We start from the raw sequence: 20,567 nt of genomic DNA, 5'->3' as shown, positions 1-20,567 counted from the left end.
AATGTTATAGGTACAGTGGCTGCTTTAGCTCAATAGATCTGAAGTGTTATTGACCAAGAAAAACGCTTACCGAGAGACATAAAGTCTTGGATAGAAATCAGCTATAATTTTTCTTTTGTCTTTTTTCTACTATGTCTTTCGATTTGAAAACTACTGTTCAGCCCGATGCCGAGCTTTCGCCGCAGCAAAAAAAGCTGAACCGTCTGATTGATAAAATTGAACAGCAGCAGCTTGAACTGAAGCAGTGGCAGCAGGCGCAGGAAGAAATTCAGCAATATACCCGTCAGACCTTGATGCCGGTCTATCATGAATTACATGCGGTGTTGTTTCAGCAACTGGAACAATTATGGAAGCATTTGCATGAGGCAGCGTTTTCCAAGGCAGAGGCGACCCAGCTGGATGTCAAAATCCAGTATCTTGCAGCTTACTTAAAAGACTCTCAATCTTTATCAGGGCAACAGGCCCAGATCGTGGATGAGATTTACAATTACTATCAACAGCATATTGAATACACTCAAGCCAGAAAAAATAAAAAGCAAAGCGCAGAGGATATAGATTTATTTTTTGATGAAGAAAATAATTCAGATCAGATGGCCTCTGACGATTTTGAAGAGTGGGATAGCGAAAAGTATAGTCAGGCACGCGAGCAAGCCAAGCTTAAACGCCAGCAGGAAAAACTGGAGCAAGCGTCAAAGCTGGCCGAGCAGTCGTTGAAAACCATGTACTTAAAAATTGCTGCGACCATTCATCCTGACCGTGAACCGGATGAAACCAAGAAAGTTGAAAAGACCGAGTTATTGCAACGGGCGAATGAGGCCTATGCAGCGCAGGATTTATTTTATCTGCTGAAACTGCAAATCCAGATTGAGCAGAATCGGGGCGCTTCACAAAAAAGTTTAAGTACTGAGCAGATGAAGTTTTATCAACTGGCTTTAGATCTACAAAGTCAAAAATTAGATGAGCAGATAGAAGAAATTATTCAATTGCTGAACTGGAATAGAAAAACATGGACAGGCAAGGTCAAAATTACAGATTTATATAAGCAGGTGGATGCTGATACTTCAGCGATGAAAAAGCAACTAAAAGGTGAAAAGGAACGCTTGAAGTATATGAGAAAGGTGAGTGGGGTGGAGATGTTGATGGAGAATGGGTTTTTGTAATTTAAAAAAATCACCTCTCCCTGACCCTCTCCTGGAAGGAGAGGGGAATCCATTACATATCAGATTTAAGATGTAAATTTGGTTATAGTAATTGGTATAAAATTTAATAATAAGAATTAGATTCACAATGAAAGTTCCCTCTCCCTATGGGAGAGGGCTAGGGAGAGGGGAAATAACAATGAAAATAGATCCCCAATTATTAGAATTCGCCAAATCCATGCGCCACACTGCCACCGATGCAGAAGCTTTCATGTGGCAACTGCTACGTGCTAAGCGTTTTATGGGGCTTAAATTCCGTCGTCAGCATGTGATTGCGCCGTATATTGTGGATTTTTACTGCCATGAAATTGGTTTGGTTGTTGAGTTGGATGGCTGTCAGCATGGAATGGATGATGTGATTGAATACGATGCTGAGCGTACAAAGTTTTTAGAGGCTTTGGGTTTAACGGTGGTACGTTATTGCAATCATGATTTGTTGGGGCGGACGGATGTAGTGTTGGAACAGTTATGGAAAGTGTGTACTGAATTGAAAAATACCTCTCCCTAACCTTCTCCTAAAAGGAGAGGGAACTTTGTTATAAAATTGATGCAGGTATAAAATCAAATGACGCTCCTTCTCCCTATGGGAGAGGGCTGGGGTGAGGGTTTGAACTATGAAAAAAATTATCTTTAAGTGACGGTCTAGCCTTTTGATAAATAATAGAAAAATGTATTATCACAAGGAGTTATGTTATTTGGATAATTAAATGGAAAATTTTTTCTTGGAATTACAAGAATTTAATCCTTTAGACATTGTAGAATTATTAGATAAAAGAAAATTAAATAATAGTTCAAAAAAAGGCGAAATTTGGGAAATCACAAATGAGATCAAACCAATTGATTTATTTTGCTATTTATCAGCAAAATATGGTGATCCCAATGGAATTTTAACAATATTAAAAAATGATGATTCAGATAATTTAATTCATTGGGATTGGATGTTAGATTCCCCTAAAGGACTAGTTCATATTCAAGGACATAATTTCAGAACAGAAATACATGTTAGTGGTGAAGTTATCGAGTTAGGACTAAATAAGTTCGACTTCATTAGCCAAATCAAAGGAGATTTTAAAAATTATGGACAAGGTATATCTATAACTAAAAAGTCATTGGAAAAATGGACTGAATTTATTAATCCGTATTATCGTATTAAGTCTACGATTGAACAAAGTTTTATAAAGTTAAATGAGCTGAATTTAAACTTAGAGCAAGATCGTATAGATTTAAAGATCACTCAAAATCAATTGGAGTTTGAGGAAGTTAAAGAAAAATGGACACAAACACTTCAAAAATATGATTTTGCAGTTGGGCAAGTCTTTGGTTTAAGAGCTATGTTGCCTGTTATGGCAGAATCTTTTGTAAATTTCTTATTATTTATATTAGCTAAGCCTGAAATTAAATCAAATGACAGACTCTATCAAACTACTCTTAGACAGCCTATAGATATTAGAGTTCAATCATTGCATTTAAATTGTAATGGATTTTCATCTAATGTTGATTATACAACAGAGGAGTGTAAAAGGTTTCATACTTTGATGAATGAAAGAAATGATCTGCTTCATGGTAACGTAAATATCAATAAGCAGGCATTTGGAAATGTATATTTTGATAAAAAAATGCCTATTTTTGATCAATATGAAGATTTTTGGGAAAAAAGTATAGGTGTATCTATTCGGACTATGAATATTCAATCAATTCATGGTGAATATGAAATTGTGAAAAATTTTATAAATTATATTTTAAGTAAATTAAATGAGAATATTAAAGAGCACATAGAACATCTTTTAGAAACATCTACATTAGGCTTTAATGAGGAAACAAAAAGGGTAGGTATTTTATTTCCACCTTATCTTGTTGATATGAGAGGATTTACCAAATAAAATATAAAGGACTGAATAATCAGCCCTTTATACAAAAAATAGATCAAACTAACAACACATTAAAGCGCTGCAATCTGCTCCATATTTGCTTTAATCTTCGCTAACTGATCAGCAAACTCAGCAAGTTTCACTTTCTCGCCTTCGACCACAGCAGCAGGTGCTTTTGCCACAAAACCTTCATTGCCAAGTTTAGTGGCAATTTGGTCATGTTGCTTTTGAACTTTGTCTAAGTCTTTTTGTAGACGACCCAATTCCGCTTTAGGATCAATTAAGCCCTTCATTGGAACGTACACAGATACGTGACCGACTACAGATGAAGAAGACAATGGTGGTTGCTCGCCATCCGCCAAGAAGGTGATGCTTTCAACTTTAGCCAATGCTTTAAACAACGCTTCAATACGTGTGATCTGCGCTTTTTCAGCATCAGTCGTGTTTTGAAGAAGAACAGGCAACAAGCGAGCGTTACCTAGACCCATTTCACCACGAATGTTACGTACTGCCCCAATCAAACCTTGAAGCCATTGCATATCTGCTTCAGCTTGGTCATTCATTAACGCTTCATCAGCAGTTGGGTACTGAGCAAGCATGATGGTTTCGCCAGCGATACCAAGTTTCGGCGCAAGTGTTTGCCAGATTTCTTCAGTCAAGTACGGCATTAACGGATGAGCAAGACGTAAAGACGCTTCCATCACCGCAAGCAATACACGACGTACTTCAGCTTTACGCTCTTCAGATACATTTTCATCGTTCAGAACCGGTTTGGTTAACTCAACATACCAGTCACAGTATTCATTCCAGATGAATTCGTAAATCGCTTGTGCAGCCAAGTCTAAACGATAAGTTGCAAATGCAGTTTGTACTGCAGCAGTCGCTTTTTGCAGACGGCTAACAATCCACTGTTCAGGCAATTCCCAAAGATCAGGACGTGCAGTTTGACCAACAGTTTGACCTTCAACGTTCATCATCACGAAACGTGTACCGTTCCAGATTTTGTTGGCAAAGTTACGGTAGCCTTCAACACGCTTCATATCGAACTTGATGTCACGACCGGTGTTTGCAAGCGCACAGAAGGTGAAACGAACCGCATCTGTACCGTAAGATTGAATGCCTTCAGGGAATTCTTTACGAGTCGATTTCTCAATCTTCGCCGCCTGTTTCGGGTTCATCAAACCTGTTGTACGTTTTTGTACTAAAGTTTCTAAATCTACACCGTCAATCAAGTCTAATGGGTCAAGTACGTTACCTTTAGATTTAGACATCTTCTGACCTTCGCCATCACGTACCAAACCGTGAACGTACACAGTTTTAAACGGCACTTGTGGCGTACCATCTTCATTCTTCATGAAGTGCATGGTCAGCATGATCATACGCGCTACCCAGAAGAAGATGATGTCAAAACCTGTCACCAGCACATCTGTTGGGTGGAAAGTATTTAAGAAATAGTTTTCCGCATCTTTCTTGGCATCGCCAGTCCAACCTAAAGTTGAGAATGTCCAGAGACCTGAAGAGAACCATGTATCCAGTACGTCTTCGTCCTGGTTTAACTGTACGTCAGCAGGGATGTTGTTTTTCGCACGAACTTCAGCTTCGTCACGACCAACGTACACATTACCTTCCGCATCGTACCAAGCCGGGATACGGTGACCCCACCATAATTGACGCGAGATACACCAGTCCTGGATGTTGTTCATCCACGCCATGTACATGTTGCTATATTGCTCAGGAACGAACTTGATACGACCGTCCTGAACTGCTTCAATTGCTGGCTTCGCAAGCGGAGCAATTTTTACATACCATTGGTCTGTAAGTAATGGCTCAACGATCACGCCTGAACGGTCACCGCGAGGTGGCTTCAGCGTATAGGGTTGAATTTGGTCTAACCAGCCTTCGCTTTCAGCTTGTTCAACTAACTTTTTACGTGCTTCAAAACGCTCTAAACCAACATATTCACTAGGCGCAGGAATGGTTTTAGAAATTTGCTCGCCCGCTTTTTCAATATATTCAAACTCAGCCAGCACTTCAGCATTTTTGTTGAAGATATTGATGATTGGCAATTCGCAGCGTTTACCCACTTCATAGTCATTGAAGTCGTGTGCAGGCGTGATTTTTACACAACCGGTACCGAATTCTTTGTCGACATATTCGTCTTTAACGATCGGAACAGCACGACCTGTAATTGGAAGAATGATGTTCTTGCCAACGAGTGCTGCATAGCGTTCATCATCAAGGGCAACAGCAACCGCTGTATCACCTAACAATGTTTCAGGACGCGTCGTTGCAACTACGATGTAATCTTTACCATCGTGGGTACGCAGTGACTTATCTTCAAAGAAGTATTTGAAGTGCCAAAGTGAACCTGCTTCCTCTTTATCAGACTCAACTTCTAAGTCAGAAAGGGCAGTTTGTAATTTTGGATCCCAGTTAACCAGGCGTTTACCGCGGTAGATCAGACCTTCTTCGTGAAGTTTAACAAACACTTCTTTTACTGCGTTTGATAAACCATCATCCATGGTGAAGCGTTCACGTGACCAGTCAACCGAAGAACCGAGGCGACGGATTTGACGGGTAATGTTACCGCCAGACTGCTCTTTCCATTCCCAGACTTTTTCGATGAACTTTTCACGGCCTAGGTCATGACGGCTAATGCCTTGTGCACCCAACTGACGCTCTACCACCATTTGCGTTGCAATACCCGCGTGGTCAGTACCCGGTTGCCATAAGGTATTTTTACCTGACATACGGTTGAAACGCGTCAAAGCATCCATGATGGCATTGTTAAAACCATGACCCATGTGCAAGCTACCAGTGACGTTCGGTGGCGGAATCATGATACAGAAAGACTCGCCTTTTTCAGACGGCTTGAAGTAACCGCGCTCTTCCCAGGTTTGGTACCATTTTTTCTCGATCTCGGTCGGATCGTAGGTTGTAGCAATATTTTGCGCAGAATCAGTCATAGTGAAAACAGATCGAAAGTGAATAAAAAATTGCATCTATTGTAGCAAAAAAAATGGCAGATTAGGCAGCTAAAGAAAATGCAAAAAATAAGCATTTGGCACATACACAATTAGGTTCTATGATGAGAGTATTATAAAAACAGCGCAGAAGATCGCAGAACAATTCTAAAAGGAGATAATTATTATGAGTCATTTGATTTCTTTAAAATTAAAAGCTGAAACCCATCAACGATTCCGGCAGATTCACCAGCAACTGAATGAAGGTGAAACCCAAAGCCTGGCGAAACCGCTGGGTGAGGTGCTGGCAGATATTTCCTGCGAAATTGTCGATCAGGTTTTTGGCGAAATCTCGCGTTTATCTACCTCGGGTGACCGAGAGTCAGACAAGGTGGTGCAGCAGATTTTAGATACGGTCCGTAAATATATGCCGTGGTCAGTGTCATTTTTTGGCAATGACCGCTTAATTCCAATGGTCAACTATTTGATTAAAATGGCCCACGAAAAAGATGATCAACACTATATTTCCTATCAGGTTGATCATGTGCTGGTGGTGGAGCTTTTAGGTTGTGTGGAACAGGTAAAAAGTGGAAATAGCCAATACGTTTCGCCTGCCTTGAAAGCATTTACCGAAATGGTCGATCAAGGTGTGACGTATTTGGTACGTGAACCCAAAAAAATGTTGAAATTCAATTTGGTGGTTGATAAAACCTTAAATGGTGTCATTAGTTTGACCACGCAATTAGGCTATAAACGTCTGGAAAAATTGGGTGCTTATTACGATGCTCAAGAAACCCATCGTTACTTTGATCATTTTCTGATGTTTTTGAATCAAGGGCCTAAAAATGACAGATCAAACCATTCAGAATCGTAATTCAAAACAGGAAACATAACATGGCGCAGCAGGACAGTTTAAACAACAAAGTGGTATGGATTACCGGCGCATCTTCAGGTTTAGGCAAGGCACTGGCGCATGAGTGTGCCTTGCAAGGGGCGCAAGTCGTACTGACTGCACGGCGTATGGATGAACTGGAAAATGTCCGTTTAAGTTTGACCGATCCTGAGCGGCATATCTGTGTCAGTGCCGATATTACCGATGAAAATCAGGTTCGCCATGCCTATGAAAAAGTGCTGAATCAGAAAGGTCGTATTGACTGGTTAATCAATAACGCGGGTCTCAGCCAGCGTGCCCTGATTGCCGATACCACTATGCAAACTGAACGCGCCATTATGGAAGTGGATTATTTCTCGCAAGTGTTTCTAACCAAAACAGTTTTACCGACATTCCTTGCACAAAAGTCCGGTCGTATTGCCTTTGTGTCCAGTGTGGCAGGAATTTTGGGTACGCAATACCGTGCTTCCTATTCAGCAGCGAAAGCAGCCATTCACATGTGGGCCAACAGCTTGCGTGCGGAAGTGGCGCAGAATGGCGTGGATGTCTCGGTGATTTTCCCCGGCTTTGTTAAAACCAATGTGTCGTTTAATGCCTTGAATGGTGCAGGTAAACCACAGGGGCATCAGGATGAAGCGATTGAAAATGGTTTAGAGCCAGATGTGTTTGCCAAAACAGTGGTGAGTGCATTGCTGAACGGTGAAGAATACATTGTGGTAGGCGGGACGAAAGAAAAACTGGGCGTATGGGTATCGCGCCTATCACCAAGTACACTGTATAAAATGATTCGTAAGATGAAAGTGAAGTAAGGTCTGATTTATTCAGATTTCTTAAAAAAATAATATTACGAGGTTGTACATGGTTAAACACTATGAAAATCGATTTTTCATTCTTGGATTATGTATGATCTCTTTTCTTTTTGCAGCGCAATATTCCTTTGCCGGGGACTTATGCAGTAATAAAGCCCAACTTGAAAAATTGTTAAGGCAGCAAAAAATTATAGGCTCATTTGATTCAAATTATTTGTCATGCAAGTCATTGCCGCAATCTCCTGAGCTGAGTCTGGTTGCCTATACGAAATGGATAGCTTCGAAGGAAGATGAAACTATTGGCGTTTATCAACTCACGTTTTTAACTCTGGAGACGAAAACCAATACCGTACAATCGAAGTATGTGGTGCAGCAATCTTTAATTTCCGATGCGATTTCACTGGATTCAATATCACTCGATCTAGGAGCTTATAAAGTTTCACAGACGGTTAGAGCCATTGGCTTAAGATTAAATTACAGCGGACATTCACAGCCCAATCCATATCGTATGCAATTGCTTAATTTGTACGATTTAAACAATAAAACGATGATTTTAGATGGCTTGATTGTAGAGCGTTATCGTGCTGAAACCGATACACAATGCAATGCTGAGATTGAGGAACGTAATTCAACATTAGTGATGCTTCCAAAAAAGTCACATCAATATTCTGATATTCAGGTACGCAGCAAAATCAGCCACTACGAAATGTCAGGAACACTAGAACATTGTGTAGAGGGAAAACGCAACCGAGCTCAGCAAAGTTTTATACTGAAATTTGATGGAACTCAATACCAGGTTCCTCAAGCTTTTGCTGAAGACTACCGATACTGAGTCTTTAACTGCTTTATTTAATCTGAAGGTCGTTGAATCGCCGTTCCATATGCAAACACTTCGACCATGCCGCCTTGCATACCAAGCTCTGTGGTACTTAAGCGTAAACCCATAATATACGTCGCACCGATTTTTTCCGCTTCCTGTTTTAAGCGCACAATTGCCTCACGGCGGGCTCGTTCAACTACGCTTTCATAACTGGTTAAGCGACCACCAAAAAAATTCTGGATATTGGCAATGACATATTTAAAGTAATCATGCGAAATCACCACATTGCTACTGACCAGTTGCCCAGGATGGGAAGACGTTTTAAAGCGGCTATTGTCCAGGGTGATATAAGCCAAACGCTGTTCTTGCTCATCCAGTTCAGTAAAATGTTTTTTTTCCGCGCGGCGGCCAAATCCCCAGCCAATAGTAAATAAAACCACAAAGATAATGACTTTTAATAGAAAAGCATCCATGACTTAACCTTGCGTCGGGAAGGGATCAGGAAGTTTGGTCGCATTTGGTTCCACAACCACTGCAGTTCCATAAACAAAAAGTTCAGAAGCGCCTTGTGCAATATTCGAGGTAGAAAAACGGATGCCGACCACAGCATTTGCACCTAAAGATTGAGCCTTTTCAATCATCCGGTTCATGGCTTCCTGACGCGATTCTTCCAGCAGTTCAGTATAGGCAGTCAGTTCACCACCAACAATATTTTTCAGGCCAGCCAGCAAGTCACGTCCGACATGCTTGCTGCGTACAGTGCTGCCGTAGACCACATCAATTTGACGAATAATGGTGTGAGCCGGAACAGATTCTAAATTACTAAGGAGCATTTTTTGATATTCAAACGAAATGGAGTCTAGTGAAGATAGGAAATCGGGCTTGAAAAAGCAATAAAAAAGCCTGCATTGCGCAGGCTTTTTTATGAGCTATAATTTATTGAGCGCTGTTTGCAGCTTTGCGTTCAGCACTAGATGGCACCTGTTGAACAGCATCACCGGTGTTGGCTTTAAGACCACCACCCAGGGTCTTATACAATTCAACCTGGTTATTCATGTTGGCTTGTTCAAGCAACAATAAACCTTGTTCAGCTGCATATGATGCACGTTGCGCATCCAATACGGTTAAGTAACTGTCAATACCGGCACGGAAGCGGGCATTTGACAGTCGGTATGTGGTATTGGTTGCATCCACCAAACGGCGCTGTGCAGCTAAACGGTCACCAATGTTTTGACGTACTGCCAAGGCATCATTCACTTCGCGGAAAGCGGACTGAATTGATTTTTCATAGTCAGATAAAGCAATTTGCTGATCTGTTTCTGAAATTTTGATGTTGGCTTGACGTGTACCCCAATCGAAGATTGGAAGGTCAATACTTGGGCCAATTGACCAGACAAATCCGCCTGATTTGAACAGGTCGCTTAAGCTGGTTGACGCATAGCCTGCATTACCGGTCAAACTGATGGTCGGGAATAAGCGTGCTTTCGCTGCAGCAATGTTTGCACCTGCGGCAGAAAGCTGATATTCCGCAGCACGGATGTCTGGACGGTTGGTGAGTAAGTCACTTGGTAAACCCGCACTTAGCGCATTGCCTTGACTGATCCGTGTCACACGTTGAGTCGGTAACAGGTTAGCAGGAACAGCTTGACCTACAAGCAGGTTAAGCAGGTTCTGTGCTTGAGCAATCTGAGTCTTGTAATTGGCCACATCGTTACGTGCAGTCTCTACAGAAATCTGTGCCTGACGAACAGGAACTTCACTGTCGATACCAACATCGAAACGTTTTTTGTTGAGGTTATAAGACTCAAGTTGGGCTTTCAGCGTCTGATCTGCAAGTCTTAAATTTGCATTGGCAAACGAATAATTCAACCAGGCTTGCGCCACTTGACCAATCAGGGCAATTTGAGTCGCATCACGCGCACTTGAAGTGGCCAGATACGTATCCAAAGCATTATCTTTTAAGCTACGTACACGACCCCAGAAATCCAGCTCATAGGCAGTCACGCCCAGACCTACATTGTAGCTGGTCATGGTACCGGTGTTGAGCGTGTCTTGACGCAGCACACTACCGCTGGCACCAATGGTTGGCAGCTGATTGTTCTGGGTAATTTGGTACTGTTGCTGCGCACGTTGAATATTCAAGGTCGAAGTACGCAAATCACGGTTATTGGCTAATGCCAGATCAAGCACTTGGATTAAGCGTTGATCGGCAAAAAAGTCTTTATAACCTTGTTCAGCAATTGAAGGTCCAGAATTCGCGGTTAAGTAACCCTGTTCTGGAATATTCGCTTGAGCTACGGGCTCTGGGCCACGCATGCTTTGACATGCAGTCAAAGCAAGCGCAAGTGCAGATACCGCAATGCTACGACCTGAGATAGACCATACCTTTTGCATCACGATGCTTGCTCCTGATTATTTGGTTTTTTAGGTTTAAATTTAAAGATACTTCGAATCCAGACATAGAACACAGGAATAAAGAAGATACCCAATAAAGTCGAACTGATTACGCCACCGAGTACACCATAACCGACCGAGTGCTGGCTACCTGCGCCGGCACCTGTAGACAGGGCAAGCGGAAGTACACCAAAACCGAAGGCTAAAGTGGTCATGATGATTGGACGCAAACGCATTTTTGCTGCATGAAGGGTCGCTTCAAGTAAAGGCTCGCCTTTATCTTCCTGCAGCTCCTTGGCAAATTCGACAATCAAGATCGCATTTTTCGCAGCCAAACCAATGACGGCAATAATCGCAACCTGGAAGTAAATGTTATTCGACAGGTTTGGATCCTTAAACAGAACCATACCCAAGAAAGTCAAGCCAATTGCACCGACAATACCTAGTGGAATCACCAGCATGACTGAGAATGGAATTGACCAGCTCTCGTACAATGCCGCAAGACACAAGAATACAATCAGCATTGAAAGCGCATACAGACCAAGCGTTTGCGAGCCAGATTCACGTTCTTCCAACGATAAACCTGTCCACTCGTAGTCAAGGCCAGCGATACCCATTTCAGGCAATTTGGCAATGATTTCTTCCATGGCAAGCATCGCATCACCCGAGCTGACACCCGGAGCAGGCGTACCCTGAATGTTAACCGATGAAATACCGTTATAACGTTCAAGACGTGGCGAACCGTAAGTCCATTCACCTGTAGCAAAAGCAGAGAACGGAACCATTTGACCAGCGTTGCTGCGTACGTACCACTTGTTGAGATCTTCCGGCATCATACGTGCATCCGGAACGGCCTGAACATAAACTTTCTTAATACGACCACGGTCGACAAAGTCATTAATGTATGAACCACCCCAAGCAATACTCATGGTGCTGTTGATTTCAGAAATGCTGACGCCCATAGCGCTGGCTTTTTCGTTATCTACATAGATTTTGTACTGTGGCGTATCTTCCTGACCATTTGGACGAACACCCGCAAGACGTTTGTCCTGTGCAGCCATACCCAAGATCATGTTACGTGCAGTGAGCAGTTTTTCATGACCAAGACCGGCTGCATCTTTCAACTGCAAGTTAAAGCCAGCAGAAACACCCAGTTCAGGCATTGCAGGAAGCTGCAATGGCATTACATAAGACGCATCTTTAGCAATGACGTTCAATGCCATACCACGCTGGATAATGGCACCGATTTGCGATTCAGGAGAAGTACGTTCGCTCCAGTCTTTCAATTTGATGAAAGCCAGACCGGCATTTTGACCGACACCGGTAAACGAGAAACCTGCGACACTAAAGACAGAGTCGACATTGGCTTTTTCACCTTCCATAAAGAAGCCAGTCATTTGATCAATAACTTTTTCAGTACGGTTCAGGGTAGCATTCGGTGGAAGCTGAACCAGAGTCATGACCACGCCTTGGTCTTCATCCGGCAAGAATGAACTTGGCAAGCTTTTGAACAAGAACAATAGACCGACAATCACGACCGCATAAATCGCACCGGCAATGATTTTATGAATCAGCAGTTTTCCGACCCATTTTTGGTAGCCTTCAGCAGTACGTTCAAAGCGTTCATTGAACCAGCGGAAGAAGCGGGCAGGGGCACTGTTGCTTTGCGGTTTATTCTTGTCATGCTGTTTCAACAAGGTCGCACAAAGCGCAGGGGTAAATGTTAATGCCACAATCAGTGACAGAACCATTGCAGTCACCAGGGTAATCGAGAACTGACGGTAAATCACCCCGGTGGTTCCGCTAAAGAACGCCATTGGGACGAATACGGCAGACAATACCGTGGTAATACCAATCAATGCACCAGAGATCTGATTCATCGACTTTTCAGTCGCCTCAACCGGCTCTAGATGCTCTTCTCCCATAATACGTTCAACGTTTTCGACCACGACAATCGCATCATCCACCAGAAGACCAATGGCAAGAACCATGGCAAACATCGTGAGCGTGTTAATTGAGAAGCCAAACAGGTTGATAATCGCGAATGTACCGAGTACAACCACCGGCACAGCCATGGTTGGAATCAGGGTTGCACGCCAGTTCTGCAAGAACAGGAACATAACCAGGAATACCAGAATAATCGCTTCAACTAAAGTGTGAACTACACTTTCAATCGAAAGTTTGATAAACGGGGTGGTATCAAACGCCAGCTGATCTTTTAAACCTGTTGGATAGTTTTTACGTAACTGTACTAAACGTTCTTCTACCGCAGTCGCGGTGTCTAATGCATTTGCACCCGTGGCCAGTTTAATCGCTACACCACCGGCAGGCTTGCCGTTGAATTTCGAGGTAAACTGATAGTTGTCCGAACCTAATTCGACTTTGGCAATATCACCAATAGTTACTTTTGCACCAGAACCGGCATTTTTCAAGAAAATGTTTTTGAACTGTTCAGGCGTTTGCAAAAGACTTTGTGCATTTACAGTGGCATTCAGTACTTGACCTTCAACCGCTGGCGCACCGCCCAATTGACCCACAGCAACCTGCGCGTTTTGAGTACGCAAGGCAGCCACGACATCACTTGGAGTCAGCTGGTAGCTGCTAAGTTTTGCAGGATCTAACCAGATACGCATGGCATATGAACCACCAAATACCTGTACTTCACCGACACCCGCCACACGGCTGAGCGGTTCAGAAATATTCGAGTTCACATAATCTTTAATGTCGGCATCGGTCAATTCACCATTGGGTGAGTAGAAAGCCAAAACCTGCAAGAAGCTTGCACCCGATTTGGTTACGCGAAGCCCTTGACGTTGTACATCTTCAGGGAGTAGCGCCGTTGCTGACTGTAATTTGTTTTGAACTTGAACTTGGGCAATATCAGGATCAATGCCTTGTTCAAAGTTCAAAGCGATAGATGCCTGACCGTTACCCGCACTATTTGACGAGATATAACGTAAGCCATCTAGACCATTCATTTGCTGCTCAATGATCTGGGTCACTGTATTTTCTACAGTTTCAGCAGATGCACCCGGATAAGTCGCAGAAATACTGACTGTTGGCGGAGCAATGGTCGGATATTGTGCAATCGGCATTTTGCTGATGGTTAAAATACCCGCCAGCATAATGACCAATGCAATCACCCAGGCAAAAATCGGGCGATGAATAAAAAATTGAGCCATCTAGTCTACCCCTTATGTATTTGAAGTAGATTTTTGTTCAGTTTTGGGTTGTGCTTGCTGCGCAGGTTGAGCTGTTTTATTGGCTTGTGCGGCAGGTTGACCGGCACCTTGAGGCGCAGCTTGAGGTTGATAAGGCTTGGCAACGACAGTTGCGCCTTCTTTCACCTTGGCAATACCATCAACAATCACTTTTTCACCAGTCTGTAAACCTTTGGTCACAATCCAGTCTTTACCTTGAACACCCGCAGTTTCCACCGGACGTGTTTCAACAGCGCCTTTGGCATTGACGATCATGGCAATAGCCTGACCTGTTGGCGTACGGGTAATCGCTGCCTGAGGGATCAGGATGGCATTTGGAATCACACCCTGCACGATTTGAGCAGTGGCATACATACCTGGAAGCAATAAATGATTTGGGTTCGGGAACACGGCACGCAAAGTCACGGTGCCTGTATCCGGATTCACGCTGGCATCAGAGAATGCAAGGCGACCTTCAACCGGATAGGTGCTGCCATCTTCAAGCTTTAATTTCACTTTCGTGTTGTTGCTGCTGCCTAAGCTGCCTTGGCTTAATTGTTGACGTAAACGCAATAATTCTGCACTAGACTGGTTAATGTCGACATAAATCGGGTCTAGGCGCTGTACAGTCACCAAAGGTTCAGCCTGACTGGCTGTAACCAGCGCACCTACAGTCACGGTAGAGCGGTTGGTTTGACCTGAAATAGGGGAACGCACGGTTGAATAACCGAGATTGATTTCTGCATTCTTAAGCTCAGCTTGAGTTGCAGCAAGATCTGCTTCAGCCAGTTTTACTTGTGCAGCAATATCATCATATTCTTGTTTTGAAATGGCATTGGTGCCAACAAGTTGACTGTAACGTCCTTCTTTCACGCGTAATACGTTCAAGTTGGCCTGTTGACGATTTAGCGCAGCACGTGCACTGGCTACAGTTTCACGGTTGGTTCGCGAGTCAATTTCATACAGGGCCTGTCCTTTACGTACATAACTACCTTCAGTAAACAGACGTTTAAGAATGACACCACTGGTCTGTGGACGAACTTCAGAAATTTCAAAGGCCGTCATACGACCTGAAAGTTCTACCGATTGCTCTACGCTTTGGGGTTGAGCAACAATGACACCCACTTCAGTCGGTGGCATTTGTTGGGCTGCTGCAGCTTGCTGCGCATCCTTAGGATCTTTGCTACAACCAACAAGTGCAATACTTGTTGCTAATGCGCAAGCGGTAAGGGCGGGCGCCCATAGCTTTGCAGACATCATTGTTCCACCTCGATTAGATTCTTATCTAAAAACTAATTTGTTTTCGCCCTACTAAATTTGACATACAGCAGATAAAGTAGTGTGATCCAAATAAAACCTATGCTCCAACCAGCCAACACATCAGAGGGGAAATGTACCCCAAGGTAAACCCTTGAAATTCCCATAATGAACAACCAAACAAAAGCACATATACAAATTAAGGTATGCTGTGGATGTTTCTGACTGAGATAAATTGCAAGACAGCCCAAAGCCGCGGCATAAATACTATGCGCACTGGGAAATGAAGCACCATAACTTTGAACCAGATGATACATTTCGGGTGGGCGAGGCCTTGAAATTACGTATTTGAGTAGCCAAACCGTGGCTATACTTCCTATCAGTCCTAAACTAATGAAAATAACATTTGTATATTTTTTATACCAAGCTTGGTGTAAACACCAGATTGTGGTTAAAAATAACACAAATGGCATACCGCCTATAGTCGAAAGTGCGATAAATATCCTATTTAGAGACAAGGTACGATGCTGGCTCAGCCATTCAATCATCACCCAGTCGAAGAGATTCAAGGATGGGAAGGCAAGCATTAATATGCTGAAAATAAATAAGAAAAATCCTACACCAAGCAACAGATAAGGCATGTAAGGAACCTTTGTTATCTTAGCCGATTGAAGCATGACTAATTTAATGGTTAAAGTGTACTCATCAGTACACTTTATTTCAAGTATGTGTAAATTATGCTTTTCTTTTTACCGATTTTTTAACGCGAAGTAAAACAAAAATAGCAAATTACTTCAGTGCCGATTTTTGGGCCGGTGCAAACTCATCTACTTCCAATGGCGTTTTCGGTGGCCAAAAAAAGTCACTTGGGCGGGTTAAAAAGTGAGTGAGTACCAGTTTAGCCAATGGTTTCCATTGTTCAAAGCGAACCCGGCGGGCACGTAAAGCCACAATAATGGTCAGGCTGAAACTCACAAATAAGTTAGTCAGGCCAATCAACAACACCCCTAAAAATGAAACAATAATCAGGCCAATTTCAGGACTACCATTAATACAGATCAGGCCTTGAATAAAGTTGGCTGAAGCAAAAGCAATATGGCGAATGTCCAGTGGCAGCCCTAAAATAAAACCGATGGTGCCCATACTGCCAAGCATAATCCCGAACAGGAAGTTCCCCGCCAAAGCTCCTAAATTTCGTTCAATATAGGCTGCGAATTTATTCAGGCGTTCTTGTCCCATTAAGCGCTTTAAGCGGAAATGCGCCTTTAAGCGTGGACCAACTTTGCGGTACACCGCCATATTGTCAAAGTAACCGGCAATCAGACCTGAAAAGAACAGACACACACCGGCAATGGCGGCATGAGGAATCGCCAGTGAAGTAAATGGATTCAGTGAATGTAAAGTCTTGGTGGCTTTGGCATGAGTTAACAGGGGTTCATCCATGCCATATTGCCACAACAGGGTAATGACCGCTGCGGTCGGAATGGCAATCGAAATATTACCTAGAATGGCAATGAACTGGGTCCGGATAATATTAATGATTAGTGCGGCAAGTTCAGCAATCTGTGCAGTTTTGGAGCCTTTAGTATGCTGTACTGTGGCGGCAAGCGCGGCTGCCGTCATGGCGGGCTGTTTAGTGGCAACGGTAAAATGCAGTACATGAATCAACATAAATCCGAGTGAATAATTCATGCTAAAGACAAAGGCCTGCATGATCGGCGCCATGGCCAGTCGTGCTGCCAGTATCTTGAGGGTTGCCATGGTGGCAATAATCACACCTGCACCTGCGGCCGATTTATACATCGACCAGAAACCCTGCTTGTCAGTACTTACGTAGTGTTCACCGGTTTTACTGGCATTTTCTGTGACTTGTAATGCAATCAGTTCACTGTTTGCGGCTAACAGTGAGCGTACACTGCGCTCGCTATAAATGGCATGCGTGATATCGACCAGCAATAAGCCTAGAGACTCATAGCGAAGCTGATCTTCATCCATAATCAGATTCAGCAACAGTTCAATACGGTCCAGGCATTGTTCCAGTAATGATAGCAAATAAGTCAGGCTTAAACTGACCCCAATTCTTTTGGTGGCACGACGAATTTTCAACGCCACATCCCGACATTGCTCAATCATAACCAGCGCTTGAGAAGCGTCTGGTACAACAGTTAAGGCCAGTGCGTCGGTGTTTTGATAGAGCATCTTGTAATGCTGGATGAATTCATTGATTTCCCGGTTCTGCGCCAGAAAAGGTGATTCATATTCGGTGAGTTCCGGATGGGCATTAATAAATTCCGGATACAGGCCAATGCCGCTAATCCGGTAAGATAAAACGGTAATCGCTTTAATCAGCTCGCTTTTAATTTTGAGCTTTTGCTGTTGATTGCTGTGCCCTTGATTGATGAGTCCAAACAGCTTTTGCCAGTCTTCTTCAGCAATACTGTCTAGCCAGTATTTATCACTGCGTTGATAAAAAACCCGGCGTAGCAAATCTTGCAGTTGGCTTTCGTCATTAATCAGGGGGAGAAAGTGCGCCCCCAGACGCTGTACCAGCTGATTCCAAAAGCCATCCAGAGACAAAATACCAGTGTCAGCATATAGACTGGTTTGCTTGTATTGATTAATGAGTTTTAAGATAAAATTTTGAAAGCTAATGGCCGCTTGCGGAGTAAGCAGCAGCGCTTGAATGAAAGCCTGAAATTTGTTGTTAATTTCGTCCAGATCGGTGGAATCATCCGGTCGAATACGGTTCACTAACTCAATAAGCAGTGAATCATCAAGAACAGCCTGATTGGTTTCAAGCTGTTCCTGCATTTTTAAGAATAGATCAGTAAAATTTATATGCATAGGCGAGGAGTAAAACTATATTTTTCAAATCTCATTATTGAATCCGGTTGAGGGCAAGCTGGGTCAAATTAATCAATGCCTGGCGATATTCACTGTCCGGAAGTGCATCTAAAGCTTTGAGTGCAAATTGTGTTTCTTCAGTGGCACGCTGACGACAATAATCCAGAGCCCCGCAGTTTTGCACAATCTCGATCACACGGTCCAGATGGTTAAGACCACCCGTGGCAATACTTAAACGAACAATTTCATGTTCTTCATCGGTGGTTTTTTGCAGTGCAGAGATTAATGGCAAAGTCGGTTTGCCTTCCATTAAATCATCACCAATATTTTTACCTAATGTTTCAGCATCAGAAGTGTAGTCTAAAATATCATCAATAATTTGAAAGGCATTGCCAAAGTGACCGGCAAAAACGCGTAGCGGTTCACGATAGTGTGGGGTACCCGCTAAAATGGCTGCACCTTCAGTAGCCAGTTCAAACAGGCGTGAAGTTTTGCCATGAATAATGTCGAGATAGGTTTTTTCCGTGGTTTCTGGCTGATGCTGTGCTTGCAGTTGCAACACTTCACCTTCCGCAATTTCACAGGTGCCGGTAGAAAAGTCTTTCAGCAAGGTCATGTCGTTCAGATCGACCAGCAAATCGAAAGCACGCGAAATAAGGAAATCACCGACCAAAACCGCAGTCTGGTTATTCCAGGTGGCATTTGCTGTAGGACGACCGCGACGTAAGCCTGACTCATCCACCACATCATCATGCACCAAGGTCGCAGTGTGCAGCATTTCAATAATCGCTGCCAGTTTACGTTGCCGTTCGATATCTTCTGCGCCACAGGCTTTTGCAGCCAATAAGCACATAATCGGACGCATGCGCTTACCACCGGCTTCCACTACGTGTTTACTGACCGCCATCACCAAAGCAACTTTTGAAGTGATCCCTTCATTGATAAACGTGTCCATCGCAGCAAAATCTGAAGCAACAGGAGCGAGAATGTCTTGCTTGAAGTCGATGGCCATACGAAGAGAAACCTCTAAAAATTGAATTGCTTATATAAGTTCTGTTGATATTTCGGCAGGAAATAAGTTTCATGCTCAACTTTAACCTGCAACGCTAGCCGTTGATGAAATGTCAGCAGACCTTAGTGTAACAACTATATCTGACGATATAGTTAAGATCTTAATATAGTTGCTTAAATCCTGACTAAGCAAATGATTTTAAACGCGTCCCCAATCCAGCAACTCATCTGCTGTCTGGATAGCGTTGGCATTTCCTAGTGTATAGTAGCGAATTGATTTTAAAAATCTATTTCATTTTATAAAATCTAAGATCCGGATGTAAAAGCAATTTCGGCTTCATAATTTGATCGTTGATAAATTAAACAAAATTAAAGCTCAAAAAAACACTGAAACAGCTTGTTGTTTGATTTATTATCACTTAATATGTTTGCCCTTATATATCCCCCCAGTGGCGTTCGTATTAAGATCGATATATTCCTTTATCGGCACGACGACACGGGCATGTTTGGAGTACATTATGTACGCAGTAATCCAAAGCGGTGGTAAACAACACCGTGTGGTTGAGGGTGAAACCCTTAAAGTAGAATTATTGAAAGCTGAAACTGGTACAACTATTACGTTTGATGACGTATTAATGCTTGTAAACGGCGAAAGCATTCAAATTGGTGCTCCAGTTGTTGCTGGTGCTACAGTAACTGCTGAAGTAGTTAGCCACGGTCGTCACGACAAAATCCGTATTGTTAAAATGCGTCGTCGTAAACATTACCGTAAACAACAAGGTCACCGTCAATGGTTTACCGAGTTGAAAATTACTGCTATTTCAGGCTAATTACGAGGATTATGAAACATGGCTACTAAAAAGGCTGGTGGATCGACACGTAACGGTCGTGACTCAAACCCTAAAATGCTAGGTGTTAAAATGTACGGTGGTCAAGCTGTGACTGCTGGTAACATCATCGTTCGTCAACGTGGTACAGAATTCCACGCTGGTGCAAACGTAGGTATGGGCCGTGACCATACTTTATTTGCTACCGCTGATGGCGTGATCAAATTCGAAGTGAAAGGTCAATTTGGCCGTCGCTACGTATCTGTTGAAACTGTATAAGTTTTAATGGCGCGAAAAACCCACATTTAATGTGGGTTTTTTTATGGGTGTAAATTATTCAAAACAATTTCAGTTCTTCATCATGATGTAGAAATCTCTACATTGGATATTAATAACAATACAAAACTTCTTATTTTCTCTACTTTTAGCCACATTATTTCGTTTAAGATGGACACATTGAACAAATTGCGATACTGCAAATAA

At 42.9% G+C, this 20,567-nt stretch carries 17 protein-coding genes; 8 read left to right on the top strand and 9 right to left on the bottom strand.

Annotated features, from left to right (window positions below):
- Nucleotides 1-131: 131 nt before the first annotated feature.
- From B4C48_RS01620 to B4C48_RS01610, 3 genes are all read left to right on the top strand, one after another.
- Nucleotides 132-1,160, top strand: coding sequence for a molecular chaperone DnaJ (locus tag B4C48_RS01620; protein ID WP_291352764.1), 1,029 nt, complete (start codon nucleotides 132-134; stop codon nucleotides 1,158-1,160).
- A gap of 178 nt (nucleotides 1,161-1,338) precedes the next feature.
- Nucleotides 1,339-1,707 (top strand): endonuclease domain-containing protein, encoded by a 369-nt coding sequence (locus B4C48_RS01615; protein ID WP_291352762.1) that lies wholly within the window; start codon nucleotides 1,339-1,341, stop codon nucleotides 1,705-1,707.
- Nucleotides 1,708-1,921: 214 nt separating this feature from the next.
- Nucleotides 1,922-3,079 (top strand): hypothetical protein, encoded by a 1,158-nt coding sequence (locus B4C48_RS01610; RefSeq protein ID WP_291352760.1) that lies wholly within the window; start codon nucleotides 1,922-1,924, stop codon nucleotides 3,077-3,079.
- 59 nt (nucleotides 3,080-3,138) lie between these two features.
- On the opposite strand, the gene B4C48_RS01605 is transcribed toward B4C48_RS01610, so the two are convergent.
- Nucleotides 3,139-6,033, bottom strand: coding sequence for a valine--tRNA ligase (locus tag B4C48_RS01605; protein ID WP_291352757.1), 2,895 nt, complete (start codon nucleotides 6,031-6,033; stop codon nucleotides 3,139-3,141).
- A 184-nt stretch (nucleotides 6,034-6,217) separates the two neighbouring features.
- Here B4C48_RS01605 and B4C48_RS01600 point away from each other — a divergent pair, with 184 nt between their 5' ends.
- From B4C48_RS01600 to B4C48_RS01590, 3 genes are all read left to right on the top strand, one after another.
- On the top strand, nucleotides 6,218-6,904 hold the full coding sequence (locus B4C48_RS01600) for a hypothetical protein (RefSeq protein ID WP_291352755.1): 687 nt from the start codon (nucleotides 6,218-6,220) through the stop codon (nucleotides 6,902-6,904).
- A gap of 20 nt (nucleotides 6,905-6,924) precedes the next feature.
- Entirely contained in the window at nucleotides 6,925-7,731 is an 807-nt protein-coding gene (locus B4C48_RS01595) for an SDR family oxidoreductase (RefSeq protein ID WP_291352753.1), read from the top strand.
- A 94-nt stretch (nucleotides 7,732-7,825) separates the two neighbouring features.
- Nucleotides 7,826-8,563 carry a hypothetical protein gene (locus tag B4C48_RS01590; RefSeq protein ID WP_291352751.1) on the top strand — a complete coding sequence of 246 codons (738 nt, stop codon included), beginning with the start codon at nucleotides 7,826-7,828 and terminating at the stop codon, nucleotides 8,561-8,563.
- A 17-nt stretch (nucleotides 8,564-8,580) separates the two neighbouring features.
- Here the strand turns inward: B4C48_RS01590 and B4C48_RS01585 are convergent, their stop codons facing one another.
- From B4C48_RS01585 to sdsA, 8 genes are all read right to left on the bottom strand, one after another.
- Entirely contained in the window at nucleotides 8,581-9,024 is a 444-nt protein-coding gene (locus B4C48_RS01585; protein ID WP_291352749.1) for a YbjQ family protein, read from the bottom strand.
- A gap of 3 nt (nucleotides 9,025-9,027) precedes the next feature.
- Nucleotides 9,028-9,384: a YbjQ family protein gene (locus B4C48_RS01580; protein ID WP_291352747.1), complete on the bottom strand. Its 357-nt coding sequence runs from the start codon at nucleotides 9,382-9,384 to the stop codon at nucleotides 9,028-9,030.
- A 103-nt stretch (nucleotides 9,385-9,487) separates the two neighbouring features.
- Nucleotides 9,488-10,945, bottom strand: a complete 1,458-nt coding sequence (gene adeK, locus B4C48_RS01575) for a multidrug efflux RND transporter AdeIJK outer membrane channel subunit AdeK (RefSeq protein WP_291352787.1) — start codon at nucleotides 10,943-10,945, stop codon at nucleotides 9,488-9,490.
- Complete coding sequence (locus B4C48_RS01570; protein WP_291352746.1) at nucleotides 10,945-14,127, bottom strand: efflux RND transporter permease subunit; 3,183 nt, start codon at nucleotides 14,125-14,127, stop codon at nucleotides 10,945-10,947. The genes adeK and B4C48_RS01570 overlap by 1 nt, the downstream gene beginning before the upstream one ends.
- A 12-nt stretch (nucleotides 14,128-14,139) precedes the next feature.
- A complete protein-coding gene (locus tag B4C48_RS01565; RefSeq protein WP_291352744.1) occupies nucleotides 14,140-15,405 on the bottom strand; it encodes an efflux RND transporter periplasmic adaptor subunit in 1,266 nt (421 codons plus the stop codon).
- A 32-nt stretch (nucleotides 15,406-15,437) separates the two neighbouring features.
- A complete protein-coding gene (locus B4C48_RS01560; protein WP_291352742.1) occupies nucleotides 15,438-16,043 on the bottom strand; it encodes a phosphatase PAP2 family protein in 606 nt (201 codons plus the stop codon).
- Nucleotides 16,044-16,191: 148 nt separating this feature from the next.
- Nucleotides 16,192-18,246, bottom strand: a complete 2,055-nt coding sequence (locus tag B4C48_RS01555; RefSeq protein ID WP_291352740.1) for a site-specific recombinase — start codon at nucleotides 18,244-18,246, stop codon at nucleotides 16,192-16,194.
- Between the two features lie 34 nt (nucleotides 18,247-18,280).
- Complete coding sequence (sdsA, locus tag B4C48_RS01550) at nucleotides 18,281-19,258, bottom strand: All-trans-nonaprenyl-diphosphate synthase (RefSeq protein ID WP_291352738.1); 978 nt, start codon at nucleotides 19,256-19,258, stop codon at nucleotides 18,281-18,283.
- A 517-nt stretch (nucleotides 19,259-19,775) separates the two neighbouring features.
- Between sdsA and rplU the strand changes: the two genes are divergently transcribed.
- Nucleotides 19,776-20,087, top strand: a complete 312-nt coding sequence (rplU, locus tag B4C48_RS01545) for a 50S ribosomal protein L21 (protein WP_086196864.1) — start codon at nucleotides 19,776-19,778, stop codon at nucleotides 20,085-20,087.
- A gap of 18 nt (nucleotides 20,088-20,105) precedes the next feature.
- On the top strand, nucleotides 20,106-20,363 hold the full coding sequence (gene rpmA / locus B4C48_RS01540; RefSeq protein ID WP_166325924.1) for a 50S ribosomal protein L27: 258 nt from the start codon (nucleotides 20,106-20,108) through the stop codon (nucleotides 20,361-20,363).
- Nucleotides 20,364-20,567: the final 204 nt, after the last annotated feature.

It is taken from the genome of Acinetobacter sp. UBA3106 (genome assembly GCA_002365595.1).
In the GTDB taxonomy this organism is placed as follows: domain Bacteria; phylum Pseudomonadota; class Gammaproteobacteria; order Pseudomonadales; family Moraxellaceae; genus Acinetobacter.
Note: the sequence above shows the minus strand (reverse complement) of the source record. Positions and strands in the feature narration are given on the sequence as shown.

Coding starts and splice junctions, on each gene's coding strand:
- B4C48_RS01620 (WP_291352764.1), top strand. CDS start 132: ATGTCTTTCGATTTGAAAACTACTGTTCAGCCCGATGCCGAGCTTTCG.
- B4C48_RS01600 (WP_291352755.1), top strand. CDS start 6,218: ATGAGTCATTTGATTTCTTTAAAATTAAAAGCTGAAACCCATCAACGA.
- sdsA (WP_291352738.1), bottom strand. CDS start 19,258: ATGGCCATCGACTTCAAGCAAGACATTCTCGCTCCTGTTGCTTCAGAT.
- B4C48_RS01605 (WP_291352757.1), bottom strand. CDS start 6,033: ATGACTGATTCTGCGCAAAATATTGCTACAACCTACGATCCGACCGAG.
- B4C48_RS01595 (WP_291352753.1), top strand. CDS start 6,925: ATGGCGCAGCAGGACAGTTTAAACAACAAAGTGGTATGGATTACCGGC.
- B4C48_RS01615 (WP_291352762.1), top strand. CDS start 1,339: ATGAAAATAGATCCCCAATTATTAGAATTCGCCAAATCCATGCGCCAC.
- rplU (WP_086196864.1), top strand. CDS start 19,776: ATGTACGCAGTAATCCAAAGCGGTGGTAAACAACACCGTGTGGTTGAG.
- B4C48_RS01590 (WP_291352751.1), top strand. CDS start 7,826: ATGATCTCTTTTCTTTTTGCAGCGCAATATTCCTTTGCCGGGGACTTA.
- B4C48_RS01560 (WP_291352742.1), bottom strand. CDS start 16,043: ATGCCTTATCTGTTGCTTGGTGTAGGATTTTTCTTATTTATTTTCAGC.
- B4C48_RS01570 (WP_291352746.1), bottom strand. CDS start 14,127: ATGGCTCAATTTTTTATTCATCGCCCGATTTTTGCCTGGGTGATTGCA.
- B4C48_RS01565 (WP_291352744.1), bottom strand. CDS start 15,405: ATGATGTCTGCAAAGCTATGGGCGCCCGCCCTTACCGCTTGCGCATTA.
- B4C48_RS01585 (WP_291352749.1), bottom strand. CDS start 9,024: ATGGATGCTTTTCTATTAAAAGTCATTATCTTTGTGGTTTTATTTACT.
- adeK (WP_291352787.1), bottom strand. CDS start 10,945: ATGCAAAAGGTATGGTCTATCTCAGGTCGTAGCATTGCGGTATCTGCA.
- B4C48_RS01555 (WP_291352740.1), bottom strand. CDS start 18,246: ATGCATATAAATTTTACTGATCTATTCTTAAAAATGCAGGAACAGCTT.
- B4C48_RS01580 (WP_291352747.1), bottom strand. CDS start 9,384: ATGCTCCTTAGTAATTTAGAATCTGTTCCGGCTCACACCATTATTCGT.
- rpmA (WP_166325924.1), top strand. CDS start 20,106: ATGGCTACTAAAAAGGCTGGTGGATCGACACGTAACGGTCGTGACTCA.